This window comes from Actinomadura luzonensis (genome assembly GCF_022664455.2).
Lineage (GTDB): Bacteria > Actinomycetota > Actinomycetes > Streptosporangiales > Streptosporangiaceae > Nonomuraea > Nonomuraea luzonensis.
The window spans coordinates 2,591,856-2,605,858 of sequence record NZ_JAKRKC020000001.1 but is presented as its reverse complement, the minus strand read 5'-3'; the positions used below and the strand labels follow the sequence as shown (position 1 = coordinate 2,605,858).

The 14,003-nt window shown below is 71.2% G+C and carries 12 protein-coding genes and 1 pseudogene; 6 read left to right on the top strand and 7 right to left on the bottom strand.

Features of this window, described 5'->3' with window-relative positions; translation table 11 throughout:
* Positions 1–5: 5 nt before the first annotated feature.
* The 4 genes and pseudogenes from dnaJ to MF672_RS12520 all read left to right on the top strand — a co-directional run bounded on the left by dnaJ (position 6) and on the right by MF672_RS12520 (position 5,019).
* Complete coding sequence (gene dnaJ, locus MF672_RS12535) at positions 6–1,181, top strand: molecular chaperone DnaJ (protein ID WP_242374025.1); 1,176 nt, start codon at positions 6–8, stop codon at positions 1,179–1,181.
* 4 nt (positions 1,182–1,185) lie between these two features.
* Positions 1,186–1,509, top strand: a pseudogene (locus tag MF672_RS12530) (heat shock protein transcriptional repressor HspR); the annotation flags it as partial.
* 34 nt (positions 1,510–1,543) lie between these two features.
* Positions 1,544–4,117 (top strand): ATP-dependent chaperone ClpB, encoded by a 2,574-nt coding sequence (gene clpB / locus MF672_RS12525; protein WP_242374026.1) that lies wholly within the window; start codon positions 1,544–1,546, stop codon positions 4,115–4,117.
* 191 nt (positions 4,118–4,308) lie between these two features.
* Positions 4,309–5,019 (top strand): hypothetical protein, encoded by a 711-nt coding sequence (locus tag MF672_RS12520; protein WP_242374027.1) that lies wholly within the window; start codon positions 4,309–4,311, stop codon positions 5,017–5,019.
* Positions 5,020–5,187: 168 nt separating this feature from the next.
* Here MF672_RS12520 and MF672_RS12515 read toward each other — a convergent pair whose 3' ends face one another.
* Positions 5,188–5,718, bottom strand: coding sequence for a tetratricopeptide repeat protein (locus MF672_RS12515; RefSeq protein ID WP_242374028.1), 531 nt, complete (start codon positions 5,716–5,718; stop codon positions 5,188–5,190).
* A gap of 173 nt (positions 5,719–5,891) precedes the next feature.
* Here MF672_RS12515 and MF672_RS12510 point away from each other — a divergent pair, with 173 nt between their 5' ends.
* Positions 5,892–6,230, top strand: a complete 339-nt coding sequence (locus MF672_RS12510) for a hypothetical protein (RefSeq protein ID WP_242374029.1) — start codon at positions 5,892–5,894, stop codon at positions 6,228–6,230.
* On the opposite strand, the gene MF672_RS12505 is transcribed toward MF672_RS12510, so the two are convergent.
* From MF672_RS12505 to MF672_RS12490, 4 genes are all read right to left on the bottom strand, one after another.
* Positions 6,231–6,794: a TetR/AcrR family transcriptional regulator gene (locus MF672_RS12505; protein WP_308210483.1), complete on the bottom strand. Its 564-nt coding sequence runs from the start codon at positions 6,792–6,794 to the stop codon at positions 6,231–6,233.
* 153 nt (positions 6,795–6,947) lie between these two features.
* Positions 6,948–8,651: an SDR family oxidoreductase gene (locus tag MF672_RS12500; protein ID WP_247815231.1), complete on the bottom strand. Its 1,704-nt coding sequence runs from the start codon at positions 8,649–8,651 to the stop codon at positions 6,948–6,950.
* Between the two features lie 41 nt (positions 8,652–8,692).
* Positions 8,693–9,778 (bottom strand): CapA family protein, encoded by a 1,086-nt coding sequence (locus MF672_RS12495; protein ID WP_242374157.1) that lies wholly within the window; start codon positions 9,776–9,778, stop codon positions 8,693–8,695.
* Between the two features lie 59 nt (positions 9,779–9,837).
* Positions 9,838–10,665, bottom strand: coding sequence for a helix-turn-helix transcriptional regulator (locus tag MF672_RS12490; protein WP_242374158.1), 828 nt, complete (start codon positions 10,663–10,665; stop codon positions 9,838–9,840).
* Between the two features lie 103 nt (positions 10,666–10,768).
* On the opposite strand from MF672_RS12490, the gene MF672_RS12485 reads away from it, so the two are divergent.
* Positions 10,769–12,178, top strand: coding sequence for an MFS transporter (locus MF672_RS12485; RefSeq protein ID WP_242374159.1), 1,410 nt, complete (start codon positions 10,769–10,771; stop codon positions 12,176–12,178).
* A 267-nt stretch (positions 12,179–12,445) separates the two neighbouring features.
* Here the strand turns inward: MF672_RS12485 and MF672_RS12480 are convergent, their stop codons facing one another.
* Positions 12,446–12,667, bottom strand: a complete 222-nt coding sequence (locus MF672_RS12480) for a DUF397 domain-containing protein (protein ID WP_242374160.1) — start codon at positions 12,665–12,667, stop codon at positions 12,446–12,448.
* 54 nt (positions 12,668–12,721) lie between these two features.
* On the bottom strand, positions 12,722–13,585 hold the full coding sequence (locus tag MF672_RS12475) for a helix-turn-helix domain-containing protein (RefSeq protein WP_242374161.1): 864 nt from the start codon (positions 13,583–13,585) through the stop codon (positions 12,722–12,724).
* Between the last annotated feature and the right edge of the window lie 418 nt (positions 13,586–14,003).

Here is a 14,003-nt window from a genome sequence, read left to right as displayed (position 1 = left end):
CGTAGATGAGCACCAAGGACTACCTGGAGAAGGACTACTACGCCGTCCTTGGTGTGCCCAAGACCGCCACCGCCGACGAGATCAAGAAGTCGTACCGCAAGCTGGCCAGGCAGTACCACCCCGACAGCAACCAGGGCGACCCCGCCAAGGAGGCCAAGTTCAAGGAGGTCTCCGAGGCGTACGACGTCCTGTCCGACACCAAGCGCCGCAAGGAGTACGACGAGGCGCGGACGTTGTTCGGCTCCGGGGTGGGCGGCCAGCGGCCGGGCGGCGGCGGCTTCTCGTTCGACTTCGGCGACCTGTTCGGGGGCACCGGGCAGACCCATCAGGGGGGTGCGGGAGAGCGGCTCGGCGACCTGTTCGGCGGGCTGTTCAACCGGCAGGGCGGCGCGTCCACCCGCACCACCACCACCCGGCCGCGGCGGGGCCAGGACATCGAGTCCGAGGTCTCGCTGTCGTTCACCGAAGCCGTCGAGGGCACCACGGTGTCGCTCAGGCTGACCAGCTCGGCCGCCTGCACGGCGTGCAGCGGCACCGGCGCCAAGGCGGGCACGACCCCCAGGGTCTGCCCCACCTGCGAGGGCACCGGCGCGGCCAGCCGCAACCTGGGCAACTTCGCCTTCTCCGAGCCCTGCCGCGACTGCAAGGGGCGCGGGCTGATCGTGGACGTGCCCTGCCCCGTGTGCGAGGGCAGCGGCCGGGCCAAGAGCACCCGCACCATCCAGGCCCGCATCCCCGCCGGCGTCGCCGACGGCCAGCGGGTCAAGCTGAAGGGCAAGGGCGCGCCCGGCGAGAACGGCGGGCCCGCGGGCGACCTCTACATCCAGACCAACGTCAAGCCGCACGCGGTGTTCGGCCGGTCGGGCGACAACCTGACCGTCACCGTGCCGGTGACGTTCACCGAGGCCGCGCTGGGCGCCGAGATCAAGGTGCCCATCCTCAAGGGCATGCCGGTCACGCTGCGCATCCCGCCGGGCACCCCCAACGGGCGCACCTTCCGGGTGCGCGGCAGGGGCGTCACCCGCAAGGACGGCACCAAGGGCGACCTGCTGGCCACCGTCGAGGTGCTCGTGCCGAACACGCTGGACGACAAGTCGCGCGAGCTCCTCAACGAGTTCCAGACCGCGACCGCGGGCGAGGACCCGCGCGCCGACCTCATTCAGCGAGCCAGAAGCGAGTGAGCCGATGGACGCCAACTACTTCGATCTCTCCGACGACACACCCGTCTACGTGATCTCGGTGGCCGCGCAGCTGTCCGGTCTCCACCCGCAGACCCTGCGGCAGTACGACCGGCTGGGGCTGGTCAGCCCCGGCCGCACGGCCGGGCGCGGCCGCCTCTACTCCACAAGAGACATCATCCAGCTCCGCGAGGTGCAGCGGCTCTCCCAGGAGGAGGGCATCAACCTCGCGGGCATCAAGCGGATTCTCGAGCTCGAGAACGAAACCCTGCGGTTGCGCGAGGAGGTCCATCGCCTGCGTGCCGAGATGCGGATGGTCAGAGCGCTGATCCGCTACGAGCTGCCACCGGGGGCCTGAGAAAGACATGGACTACAAGCTCACCCAGAAGAGCCAGGAGGCGCTGTCGGGGGCCATGCGGCGCGCCGCCGCGGAGGGCAACCCCGAGATCGCCCCGGTTCACCTGCTGACCACCCTGCTCTCGCAGACCGGCGGCACCGCCGTGCCGCTGCTGGAGGCCGTCGGCGCCGACTGGCGCACGCTGCGGGCCCGCGCCGAGGAGCTGCTGGCCGGGCTGCCGAAGGCGCAGGGCGCGACGGTGGGGGCGCCGTCGAGCTCCCGCCAGCTCCTGACGGTCATGAACACCGCCGCCCAGCACGCCAACCGGCTGGAGGACCTCTACGTCTCCACCGAGCACCTGCTGGTGGGCCTCGCCGCCGACGGCGGCCAGGTGGCCGACCTGCTGAAGGCGCAGGGGGCGACCGCGCAGGCGCTGCTCGACGCGTTCGAGAAGGTGCGCGGCAACGCCCGCGTCACCAGCGAGACGCCCGAGGACACCTACCAGGCGCTGGAGAAGTACGGCGTCGACCTGACCGAGCGCGCCCGGGGCGGCAAGCTCGACCCGGTCATCGGCCGCGACACCGAGATCCGCCGCGTGGTGCAGGTGCTGAGCCGCCGCACCAAGAACAACCCGGTGCTGATCGGCGAGCCCGGCGTCGGCAAGACCGCCGTCGTCGAGGGCCTGGCCCAGCGCATCGTGGCCGGCGACGTGCCGGAGTCGCTGCGGGGCAAGCGGCTCATCTCGCTCGACCTCGGCGCGATGGTCGCGGGGGCGAAGTACCGCGGCGAGTTCGAGGAGCGGCTGAAGGCCGTGCTCTCCGAGATCAAGGAGAGCAACGGGCAGATCGTCACCTTCATCGACGAGCTGCACACGGTCGTCGGCGCGGGCGCGGCCGAGGGCGCCATGGACGCGGGCAACATGCTCAAGCCCATGCTGGCCCGCGGCGAGCTGCGCATGATCGGCGCGACCACGCTCGACGAGTACCGCGAGCGCATCGAGAAGGACCCGGCGCTGGAGCGCCGCTTCCAGCAGGTGTACGTGGGCGAGCCCTCGGTCGAGGACACCATCGCGATCCTGCGCGGGCTGAAGGGCCGCTACGAGGCCCACCACCAGGTGCAGATCGCCGACAGCGCGCTGGTCGCCGCCGCCGCGCTGTCCGACCGGTACATCACCAACCGCTTCCTCCCCGACAAGGCCATCGACCTCGTGGACGAGGCCGCCTCCCGGCTGCGCATGGAGATCGACTCCCGTCCCGTGGAGATCGACCAGCTCCAGCGCGCCGTGGACCGGATGAAGATGGAGGAGCTGGCCCTGTCCAAGGAGACCGACGAGGCCTCCGTCCAGCGGCTCGACCGCCTCCGCCAGGAGCTGGCCGACCGCCAGGAGGAGCTCAACGCCCTCGTCGGCCGCTGGGAGCAGGAGAAGGCCGGGCTCAACAAGGTCGGCGAGCTGAAGAAGCAGCTCGACGAGGCCAAGAGCGCGGCCGAGCGGGCGCAGCGCGACGGCGACTTCGAGGCCGCCTCCCGGCTCATGTACGCCGAGGTGCCGCGGCTGGAGCAGGCGCTGAAGGCCGCCTCCGAGGCCGAGCAGCCGGAGAACGCCATGGTCAAGGAGGAGGTCGGGGCCGACGACATCGCCGAGGTGATCTCGTCCTGGACCGGCATCCCCGCCGGGCGGCTGCTGGAGGCCGAGACCGCCAAGCTGCTGCGCATGGAGGACGAGCTGGGCCGCCGGCTCATCGGCCAGCAGGAGGCCGTGCGGGCCGTCTCCGACGCCGTGCGGCGCAGCCGGGCCGGCATCGCCGACCCCGACCGCCCGACGGGCTCGTTCCTGTTCCTCGGCCCGACCGGCGTCGGCAAGACCGAGCTGGCCAAGGCGCTCGCGGAGTTCCTGTTCGACGACGAGCGGGCGATGACCCGCATCGACATGAGCGAGTACTCCGAGAAGCACAGCGTGGCCCGGCTGGTCGGCGCGCCTCCCGGCTACGTCGGCTACGAGGAGGGCGGCCAGCTCACCGAGGCGGTGCGGCGGCGCCCGTACACGGTGGTGCTGCTGGACGAGGTGGAGAAGGCCCATCCGGAGGTCTTCGACATCCTGCTCCAGGTGCTCGACGACGGCCGGCTGACCGACGGCCAGGGCCGCACGGTCGACTTCCGCAACACCATCCTGATCCTCACCTCCAACCTCGGCTCGCAGTTCCTCATCGACCCGAAGCTGGAGAACGACGCCAAGCGCGACGCCGTCATGGCGGCGGTGCGCACCGCCTTCAAGCCGGAGTTCCTCAACCGCCTCGACGACGTGATCCTCTTCGACGCCCTCGGCACGGAGGAGCTGGCCCAGATCGTCGACCTCCAGGTCGAGCGGCTGGCCCGGCGGCTGTCCGACCGGAGGCTGACGCTGGAGGTCACGCCGGCGGCCCGCGAGTGGCTGGCGCTGACCGGCTACGACCCGCTCTACGGGGCGCGCCCGCTGCGCCGCCTGGTCCAGTCCGCCATCGGCGACAAGCTGGCCAAGGCCGTGCTGTCGGGCGAGGTCGCCGACGGCGACAAGGTCACGGTGGAGCTCGGCGACGACGAGCTGCTCGTGCAGCGCGCCGCCTGAGACACCTCCGGAGCCCGGGAACCCGCGTGGTTCCCGGGCTCCGGCGTGTCATGGCCCGGTGCACGCTCGGTCATCGGGCCGCCGTCTCGTTAAGGTTCGCCCCACCCTTCGGACAAGCGCCGCACGCCGCGCCTCCGGGGCTACTACGGTCTGCGTTCGTCAGACCACCGACAACGACCAGGGGGCGTGCGGTGCCATCCCACAAGATCCGGACCATCGTCGCGACGGCCGCGCTGGCCACGCTGGCCGCGGGTGTGACCTGGCTCGCCGCGGGCCCCACGGGCGCGGACACCTGCGGCAGGCGGGCCATCATGACCCGCGACGGCCTAGCCGGCTGCTCCGGGCGCACCGAGCTGCATCTGAACGACGTGCCGGGCACCAAGGAGTTCACCCCGGAGGTCAACGACCTCGCGATGGCCGCCGGGCGGCTGGCCCGCCAGCTCGGGCTGACCGGGCTCGCCATGGGACGCTCCGTGCCCGGCATGGCCGACCTCGGCGGGCTCGCCGCCACCTGGGGCATGCCGTCGCTGGCCTCCACCTCGCCGCGGTTCTTCCCGGCGGCGGCCGGGCCGGCCGGCATGGAGGACCTGTCCACGGCGGCGCACGTCGCCGCCCTGCCGACGCTGCCCATGGTGCCCAGGCTGCCCGGGGTGCCGCTGCAGAAGCGCATCCCGCAGGACGTCACGCTCGGCGGCGCGCCGAAGCCGCACAACCGGATCATCGGTTCGGGGGCCAAGGACCCGATCGGCCTGGAGAAGCCGGTGAGCGAGGTGGGCTCGCGGGTCATCGGCGAGCTGCTGCCGCGGGCGATCGGCGACCTCGGCGGCTCCACCGTCCTGCCGGGCCGCGATCCGGGCGTCGCCGGCCTCACCGGCCTGGTCCAGGGCCTCGGCCTACGCTGACCGCCTCTCCCCACGCCCGCACAATCCCCCTCAGAGCCGCTCAGCCCCTCCGTGAGCGCCTGGTGGCAGCCCCGGGCGCGGGAGCATGGCGGAATGGCCCGTGCACCGTGGAGGGGCGATGCACGCGCCGCTCCGGCGCCCGGCCCGCGGGCGGGGCCGGGCGGGCCGTCAGTGGACGAGAGCGTCCAGTTCGTCCTCGGGGAGCCCGAGGTCGACCCGGATGCGGTACCGCGTGCGCAGCGCCGCCTCGTGCTCGGGGTCGCTCTCGTCGGACCCCAGGGCGGCCTGGGTCGCCCATTCCAGCCCGCCCTGCAGGTCTCCGTACGCCACCAGCGTCTCGGCGATGGTGTGAGCGGTCGCCGTGGAGATGCCGCCTTCGGCGCGTATCGTCTCGATGACCTCCCTCGCCTCGTCGGGCCGGTCGAGCTCGAAGAGCGTGTCGGCGATGCCGGCACGCGGATCGAACCCGGTCTCGCCGCCGTCCTCGACCGCGCGCTGGAAACACTCCATCGCGCGCGCCGGTTGTCCGGCCGCTCGCCACTCCTCGGCGGCGAGGACCAGGATGGACGCCCTGGAGACGTCGCCGGAGGAGTATCCGAGGGCGACGTCGTACAGCCGACTGGCCAGGGAATCATGGTCGTCGGCCAGGAGGGCCTGCTCAAGCAGACGATCAAGGTGCTCACGGGTCACATGCGCCACACCGCGAGACTACCGAGCCACGTGCGCCTTTGCCCGGTCAATGCACATCGCCGGTCGGTTCCAGTTTCGGTAACCTCCCGTTCAAGGCTGGTCACGCTCCGCGTGTTCGGCCTGCTCGATGGGGATATACGTCTTGCTTTGCGTCCCCGCGAGCGGAAGGGGCTGTGATGGGCATGTCCAAGCAGATGACCTTCGCGCTGGCCTGTACGGTCGTACTGTCGGCTCTCGTGCCCGGCGTCGCCGGTTACCTGACGGCCCGGATGGAGGCGATCGAGGCCGCCGAGCGCAACCTGCGCGCGCTGGAGGCGCGCCTGGAGCTCCGCGAGGCCCGCGACGCGCGCCCCGTCTCCTACACGCCGTGCACGCGTACGCCGTCCACCCCGCAGTTGCAGGAGTTCTCCGCCAGCGCGCTCGGCGACGGCCGGCACGCCGGGCGCCGGTCCGGCGATGAGTTGCCCGACTGGCTGCCCGGCCTGCCGCGGGACGCCGAGAACGCCGTCCGCGCGGAGTAGCTACACCGGCGACCAGGATCTGAGCCGGCGCGACAGGAAGCCGCGGATGAGGTGCTTGGCCGCCTCGATCATCTCGGGGTCGCCCTCGGGGTCGCGGCGGAAGGCCAGCTTGAGCACCGCGTCGCCGGCCTCGACCGCCACCAGCACCGAGATGTCGAGCTGCGGGCTGTCGGCCAGGCCGAACTCCTTCAGGAACAGCCCGCGCAGCCGTCCGGCGATGACGGTGTTGTTCTCGGAGTCGGAGTCGAGCAGGTTGAGGTCGACGGCGTCGCCGAAGTGCAGGCTCTTGAAGCCGGCGACCGTGCGGTGCATGTCGACGTACACGTCGATGATCGCGTCGACCGCCTCCCACCAGCCGCGGTAGTCCTCGTCCAGGAAGCGGCGGTCCACCCTGCGGACGAACTCCTCGACGTTGCGCCGGGTGAGCTCCTGGGTGATGGCCCGTTTGTCGGGGAAGAACTGGTAGACCGAGCCGATGGCCACGCCCGCCCGCTCCGCTATGCGGGTGGTGGACAGGGCCTCGTACCCGGACTCGTCGAGCAACTCGGCGCAGGCGTCGAGCATGCGCTCGACCCGTCGCGCGCTGCGGCGCTGCGCGGGCCGCCGCCTGAGAGCTTGGGACCGTGAGCAGTCATCATCGATTTGCGGCGAAGACACGGATTCATCTTCTCCTGTACGGGCGATCGTTAGGTGCGGAATTTATGGATTTCTCGGGGATCAGCCCAGCCGTGCCACCCTGCGCATCAGCCGGGGCGAAATCCGCGACAGCGCATAACCGATTTTGCCTTCCAGATTGACCGGGACGACGGCCTCGTCGCGGTGCACGGCACGCAGAATGTGCGCGGCCACCCGCTCGGCCGGATAGCCCCGGCGCGCCAGCCACCGCACGGCGCTCTCCCTGCGGTCCTCGCCCACGTACGTCGTGTGCCCGGCCATCGGCGTGGAGACGAACCCCGGGCACACGACGCTGACCCCGATGCCGTGCCCGGCCAGTTCGGCCCGCAGGACGTCGCTGAGGGCCTTCACGCCGGCCTTCGACACCGAGTACGCGGGCAGCAGCCGCGTCGGCGCGAACGCCGCCAGGGAGGCGACGTTGACGAGGTGCCCGCCCTGCCCCCGCTCGACCATGGCGGCCCCGAACAGCCGGCAGCCGTGAATGACGCCCCACAGATTGACGTCGATCGTTCTTCGCCAGTGCTCGGCCGTGTGATCCAGAATGGGGCCGGCGACGGTGATCCCGGCATTGTTGACCACAATGTCCGGCACCCCGTATTCCGAGATGATATTTCGCGAAAAAGCAGCCATCTGATCGATATTTGCCACATCGACCTGCACCGCCCACGCCGTGCCCCCGAGGTCCTTCCCGATCCCTTCGGCCGCCCGCGCCGCCGCGGCGCCGTCCACGTCCGCGCACACCACCTCGCCGCCGTGCGCCGCGAACGCCCGCGCCGTGGCCAGCCCGATCCCCGACCCCGCGCCGGTGACCACCACCAGCCGGTCGGCGAACGCCCCGCGCGGCGCGCGCCCGGCCCGCGCCCGCCGCAGCTCCCGCCCCGGAGGCGCGCCCTCGACGTGCGCGACGAACCCGGCGATCAGCTCCGCCACCACCTCCGGCCGGCCGCGGTGCGCCCAGTGCCCGGCGTCGATCACGCGCCGCCACAGCCGGGCCGTCCGCCGCTCGCACCAGCCCGCGAGCGCCGGGGTCACGAACCCGTCGTGCGCCGCCTCGACGAGCTGCACAGGCACGTCGACCTGCGGCACGGCGACCGGCGGCGTGCCGGCGGGGCGCCGGCCGCGCAGGTTCGCCCGGTAGAGCCACAGCCCGTTGCGCCCGTCCCGCACCAGCGTCGGGGCCGGGTGCCCGTCCCTCGGGAGCGCGCCCTCGCGCCGCAGCACCCGCGCCAGCAGGCGGGGCACGAGCGCGCCCCAGGCCAGCTCGGGCACGACGGGCACCTGGAAGGCCCCGATGTACCAGGACCGGACGAGCTGGGTCAGCCGGTCACGCCGCCGGCCGTGCCGCGCGAAGTCCGCGATGTCGGCCGTGCCCGGCCCGCCCAGGCTGGTGAACGAGGCCAGCCGCGCGGCGAGCCCGGGCCGCCCCACGGCCTCCCAGCCCTGGATGGACCCCCAGTCGTGCCCCACCAGGTGCGCCCTGCTCGCGCCCACGGCGTCGAGCACCGCCTCCAGGTCGGCCATGAGCCGGTCGAGCCCGTAGTCCCGGCGGTCCCGTGGCGCGGTGGAGGCGCCGCTCCCCCGCACGTCGTACCGCACGACGTGGAAGCGGCCCGTCAGCCGCGCGGCCACCTCGTCCCAGACCCGGTGCGTGTCGGGATAGCCGTGCAGGAGCAGCACCGTCGGGTTCGCGGGGTCGCCGTCCTCGTGGAGCGCCAGCCGCACGTCACCGGACTCGACCCACCGCATCGCGCCCCCCTGTTGGACCTCCCGTCCAAAATATAGATCGCCTAGGGCTTCGCGGAAAGCCCGGTGCAGGAGCGCAGCGCCCGCCAGTCGGCCACCGCCTGCGTCTTCGCGGCCCCGGTCATCGGCACCGGCACGCCGCCCTGGATGGTGGCGGGCGTCCAGCGGTCCTTCAGGACCTTGCGGCCGTTGATGGTGAGCGTCAGCACGCCGGTGCGGCCGGTGGTCGCCGGGTTGGAGTTGTAGAAGACGAAGTTGCCCATGCCGTAGCTGACGTAGGCGTCGTCGAGGTAGCCGGAGCCGAGCAGGATGTGCGCGTGGCCGCCGACGACGACGTCCGCGCCCGCCTTGACCAGCTTGGGGGCCAGCGAGAGCTGCGCCTGGTTCGGGCACTTCTGCATCTCGGTGCCCCAGTGCAGGTGGACGATGACGGTGTCGGAGCTCTTGCGCGCCTGGCGCACGGCCCGCAGCAGGCTCGCCTCGTCCTTGGCGGAGGCCAGGCCGCCCTTGTCGGCGGTGGCCGTCCACGACTGGATGAACTCGGCGTCGAGCACCTGGGTGGCCCCGATGATCGCCACCCGGTTGCCGTTGACGGTCTTCCGGTACGGCTTGTACGCCTCCGCCGCGTTCCTGCCGATCCCGACGACGGGGAACCGGCTGCGCTTGATCGCCGCCAGCGAGTCGGCGAGGCCGCTCTCCATGTAGTCCATGCCGTGGTTGTTGGCCATGGACACGACGTCCACCCCGGCCGCCTTGAGCGCGGTGAAGGCGCTGGCCGGCGCGCGGAAGGTGAACTGCTTGCCGGGCGCGGGCGTCCCGCCCGTGGTGATCGCCGTCTCCAGGTTGACCATGGTGAGGTCGGCCTGGCGGAGGACGCTCGCGATGGGCCCGAGCGCGGTGCGCGGGCTCGCCAGCCGGGGCCGCAGGACGCCCTCGAAGTGCACGTCCCCGCCGAAGGAGATCGTGTACGGCCGCCGCTCCGGCGTCGGCTCGCCCTCCGGCGACACCGCCGCCTGCTGGTCCACCTGCTTGGCCTGCGGCTCCTTCTCCGGGGCCGCCGACGAGCACGCGGCCAGTGAGGCGACCGAGGCGACGACGGCGAACAACGGGAGGGCACGGGGGAGTCTCATCTGCCGCACTTCCGCTCGAATCCTGTTTTCCAGGGATTGAGCATGCCATGAGCGGCGTATTACATGGCAGAGCGCACCAATTTGTCCACCACGGACCTGGTCGCCTCGTCCGTCGGCGTGTAGACGATCATCCGGATCTCCGGCCCGGCCGTGAGGCTGGTGGTGCTGAAGCTGAGCGGCCCGTGCTCGACGTGCCGGTAGCGCTTGACGCGGGGGCCGGGCTCGGCCACGTCCTGACGGGCCCAGAGCCGGGCGAACGTGGCGCTCTCCGCGCACAGCCGCCGCACGAAGTCCTGCCAGCAGGGGTCGTCGGCGTGCCTGCTGTAGGCGCCGCGGAAGACGGCGACGGCCCGCGCCAGCTCCTGGCACAGCTCGACCAGCTCGGTGACGGGGCGCGGGTTCACGCAGACCTGCCAGAGCGAGTTGCGCTCCCCCTCGGGGGCGGCGACCAGCTCGGGGAAGAGCGCGGCGTAGCCCGCGTTCCAGGCGAGGACGTCGCAGCGGCTGTTGGAGACGCAGGCGGGCATGTCGCCGAGCCGGTCGAGTATGGCCCGCATCTCGGGCGTGACCTGCCCCGAATCGACCGGCACGGGCAGCTCGGCGTGTCCGGCGAGCCGGTAGAGGTGCTGCCGCTCGGCGGGGTCGAGCCTGAGCGTGCGGGCGATGGCGTCGAGGACCTGCGTGCTGGCGTTGATGGGCCGCCCCTGCTCCAGCCACGTGTACCAGGTCACGCCGACCCCGGCGAGCTGGGCGACCTCCTCGCGCCGCAGCCCCGGGGTGCGCCGGCGCGAGCCGGGGACGAGGTCCACCATCTCCGGCGTGATCCGCTCGCGGCGCGTCCGCAAGAACGCGGACAGGTCCGAGCGCTTCGCCTCCACCACCGTCATTCCTCCACTATGGGGTCAGACGGGACCGGTTATCCAGTTACCCTCAATACCAGTATAAGTGGGCTCTCGTTACTGGTATCGAACGCGCGGCAAACTGATCTCCATGACGCAAACCGCTGATGTCACGTCCCCGTTGCCCACCAAGCAGCCACAGGAACGGACCCGGGCCAGCGGCCTGCTCCTCGCGATCATCCTCGTGGGACAGTTCCTGGCCATCCTGAACGTCAACATCGTCAACGTGGCCACCCCGACCATCGAGGCCGACCTGCACTCCTCGGGTGCGGGCCTGCAGATGATCGTGGCCGGCTACACCATTGTCTACGCCGTCCTGCTGATCACCGGGGCCAGGGTCGGCGACCTGTTCGGCTACCGGCGGGCCTTCCTCGGCGGCCTGGCGGTGTTCACGCTGACCACGCTGGCCGCCGGGCTCGCCCCGTCCACCGGCTGGCTGGTGGCCTTCCGGCTGGTCCAGGGCGCGGGCGCGGCGATGATGATGCCGCAGGTGCTGACCCTGATCCAGCGCAACTACCAGGGCGCGGCCCGGGGCCGGGCGATCGGGCTGTGGTCGCTGACGGTCAGCGGCGGCATCGTGGTCGGCCAGGCGCTCGGCGGCGTGCTGCTGGGCTTCGGCGCGGGCTGGCGGATCGTGTTCCTGGTGCTGGTGCCCGTCGGGGCGCTGCTGCTGGCGACCGGGCTCAAGGTGCTGCCCGCCGACCAGGGCGGCGGCGGCACCGGGCTCGACCCGCTCGGCCTGGTCAGCCTGTCGGCGGCGGTGCTGCTGCTCGTGGTGCCGCTCATGCTCGGCCGCGAGCTCGGCTGGCCGGTGTGGGGCTGGATCTCGATGGGGGCGAGCGTGGCCGTGTTCGGCGCGTTCGTCTGGATCGAGCGCTGGGTGACCGCGCGCGGCGGGCGGCCGCTGGTGGACGCCCGCGTGCTAAGGGCCCCCGGCATGCGGCCCGGGCTCGCGATCCTGCTGTTCGGCCCGGCGACCTGGGGCTCCTTCCTGTTCACCTCGGCCCTGCACCTCCAGGGCGAGCTGCACCTCACGCCGCTGGCCGCCGGCCTGATGCTGGTGCCGTGCGCGCTGGCCTTCGGGCTGGTCGGGCTGCTCTGGCCGCGCCTGCCCGCCGGGCTGCAGCGCCCGCTGGTGCCCTTCGGCTACGTGGTGGCCGCCCCCGCCTACCTCGGCCTCGGGCTCGCCGCCGGGGGCGGGCTGCCGTACGCGGTCATGAGCGCCCTCATCGGGGCCGGGCTGGGCGTGCAGGTCGCGGTCACCAACATGGCGACCGAGCGGGTGGACGGCGCGTACGCGGCCGACGCGAGCGGCGCCCTGCTCACCGTCATGCAGCTCGGCCAGGTGATCGGCGTCTCGACGGTCGGCACCCTGTTCATCTCGCTCAGCCAGGGCCACGGCACGGTGTCGGCCTCGCTGGGCGCCGCGCTCGCGATGGCGGGGCTCGCGGTGCTCGCCGGGATCAGCTCGGTCTTCCTGGTGCGCCGCCGCGCCGCCTGACCGCCGTGGAACGCCGACGCGGCGCGCCCTTCGCGAAAAGGGCGCGCCGCATGCGCTTTCCGGCGCAATTCTTACGGGCCCGGCGGCCCGTTCGGGAAGATCTGATAAGGAGGCTTATCACACGGCGGGACGACGTCCGGGCGTGCTTGATCATCCGGGGGGATGGTGTGCCATGATGTCTGCGAAAACCGAGCTGCGTCCAAAAGGTCCAGCGGGGGCCGGCCCTGCGGTGTTGCCGTCAACAACGTCGCCGGGCCGTTTCCTTTCTCAGGCTCCGGCGAGCGTCGACAGGTCGAATTCGCCGTCACGGACGCCCGAGGTGAACGCGGCCCACTCCGCCGGAGTGAACACGAGGACCGGGCCGTCCTGCACCTTGCTGTCACGCAGCGCGACGTTGCCGTCGGAGAGGGGCGCTACCTCGACACAGGCGTCTGCGCCATTGCAGAAGGTGCTCTTCCGCCAAGCCGCCCTGGAAAGGTGGTTGTGCATTATCTCCCCAAATAGCTGAAGGGGCGTCATTGCCCCTTGTTGAGGTGGTCGTCGTCAACGGCGCCACACCATGGCCTTGCGCTGGATCAGAACGCGTGATTCGTCCTCGTCCAGGGCCTCCGCCCTTATGTGTTCGAAGGCGGTTTCGTATCCGGCCACGAGTTGGAGGTCTTCGACGAAGCTGGCAGTATACAGCTGTTCTAGGTACACAACATCGTCAAACGCCGCAAACTGCAGATGAATAAAAGGCCCGGTGTTGACCGGGTGCAGGGAGTCCAGGGTCAGGACGTGCAGCTTCACGTGCGGCAGCAGTGAAATCTCCAGCAGATGTTCCATCTGCTCGCGCATCACCGAGGGTTCGCCGAAGCGGCGCATCAGCACCGATTCGTCGAGCACGACCGTGAGCCGGCACGCCTCCGGGCGATGCAGGACGCGGCGCTGCCGATCGAGGCGGGCCTCGACGCGGCTGCGGACACCGCTGTGCGTGATGCGCGCGATGCCGCGGGTGGCCAGGATGACCTCCCGCGCGTAATCCTCGGTCTGCAGGAGGCCCGGCACGATCTGCGGTTCCCAGGATCGCTGGCAGATCGCCTCCGCCTCCAGCCCCAGGAATCTGGTGTACTCCTCGGGCAGGGCTTCTTCGTAATCCTCCCACCACCCGCGCTGCTCCGCATCCCGCAACAGGCCGATGAGTTCGTCAAATTTGCCGCCGTCGACGCGGTAGAGCTTCACCAGGGCCTTGATGTCGTCGGCACTGGGCATCGTACGGGCGGCCTCGATGCGACTGACCTTGCTGGCGGACCAGCCGAGCTCCTTGGCCGCCTTGGCGCCGGTGAGCTTGTTACGCTCACGCAGCAAACGCAACTCCTGGCCGAGCCGGAGCCTGCGTACCGTCGGACTGCCCTGCTGCGATGGCACCGTCCGCTCTCCTTGTCCGTAAGGAAGGTGTAGCCGGCGGGGACCGTTTCGAGGACGGCGTTTTGGGCCGTTCGCCCAATCTTACACTGCAAGTTGCACGAGCAGTGCCACACGCCCTTGCGAGAAGGCTGTCACGGAGAGAGCGTAGGAGCAAGGAAACGTCCTTGATCGATGCCTCCGTGCAACTTGCACCGCAATCGTCCGCGCAAGAAGCGAAAAAATGCAAATCTTCCTTGCTTGAGGTATTGCAGCAGGCCCTCCCGCGGAGGACGATCGAGCCAGAAAGGTTTTTCTCGGATGTGAGGAGGCCGGGCATGACGACTTCGCCGCACGTACCGGGCCTCCCCCTTGTGACCACGCGCCCGAGCATGCCGGGCCGTTCCTCCGGCAACGTCGCCGTCCCGGAATCGACACTCAC

Coding starts and splice junctions, on each gene's coding strand:
- MF672_RS12485 (WP_242374159.1), top strand. CDS start 10,769: ATGACGCAAACCGCTGATGTCACGTCCCCGTTGCCCACCAAGCAGCCA.
- MF672_RS12495 (WP_242374157.1), bottom strand. CDS start 9,778: ATGAGACTCCCCCGTGCCCTCCCGTTGTTCGCCGTCGTCGCCTCGGTC.
- MF672_RS12490 (WP_242374158.1), bottom strand. CDS start 10,665: ATGACGGTGGTGGAGGCGAAGCGCTCGGACCTGTCCGCGTTCTTGCGG.
- dnaJ (WP_242374025.1), top strand. CDS start 6: ATGAGCACCAAGGACTACCTGGAGAAGGACTACTACGCCGTCCTTGGT.
- MF672_RS12505 (WP_308210483.1), bottom strand. CDS start 6,794: ATGCTCGACGCCTGCGCCGAGTTGCTCGACGAGTCCGGGTACGAGGCC.
- clpB (WP_242374026.1), top strand. CDS start 1,544: ATGGACTACAAGCTCACCCAGAAGAGCCAGGAGGCGCTGTCGGGGGCC.
- MF672_RS12480 (WP_242374160.1), bottom strand. CDS start 12,667: ATGCACAACCACCTTTCCAGGGCGGCTTGGCGGAAGAGCACCTTCTGC.
- MF672_RS12500 (WP_247815231.1), bottom strand. CDS start 8,651: ATGCGGTGGGTCGAGTCCGGTGACGTGCGGCTGGCGCTCCACGAGGAC.
- MF672_RS12510 (WP_242374029.1), top strand. CDS start 5,892: ATGTCCAAGCAGATGACCTTCGCGCTGGCCTGTACGGTCGTACTGTCG.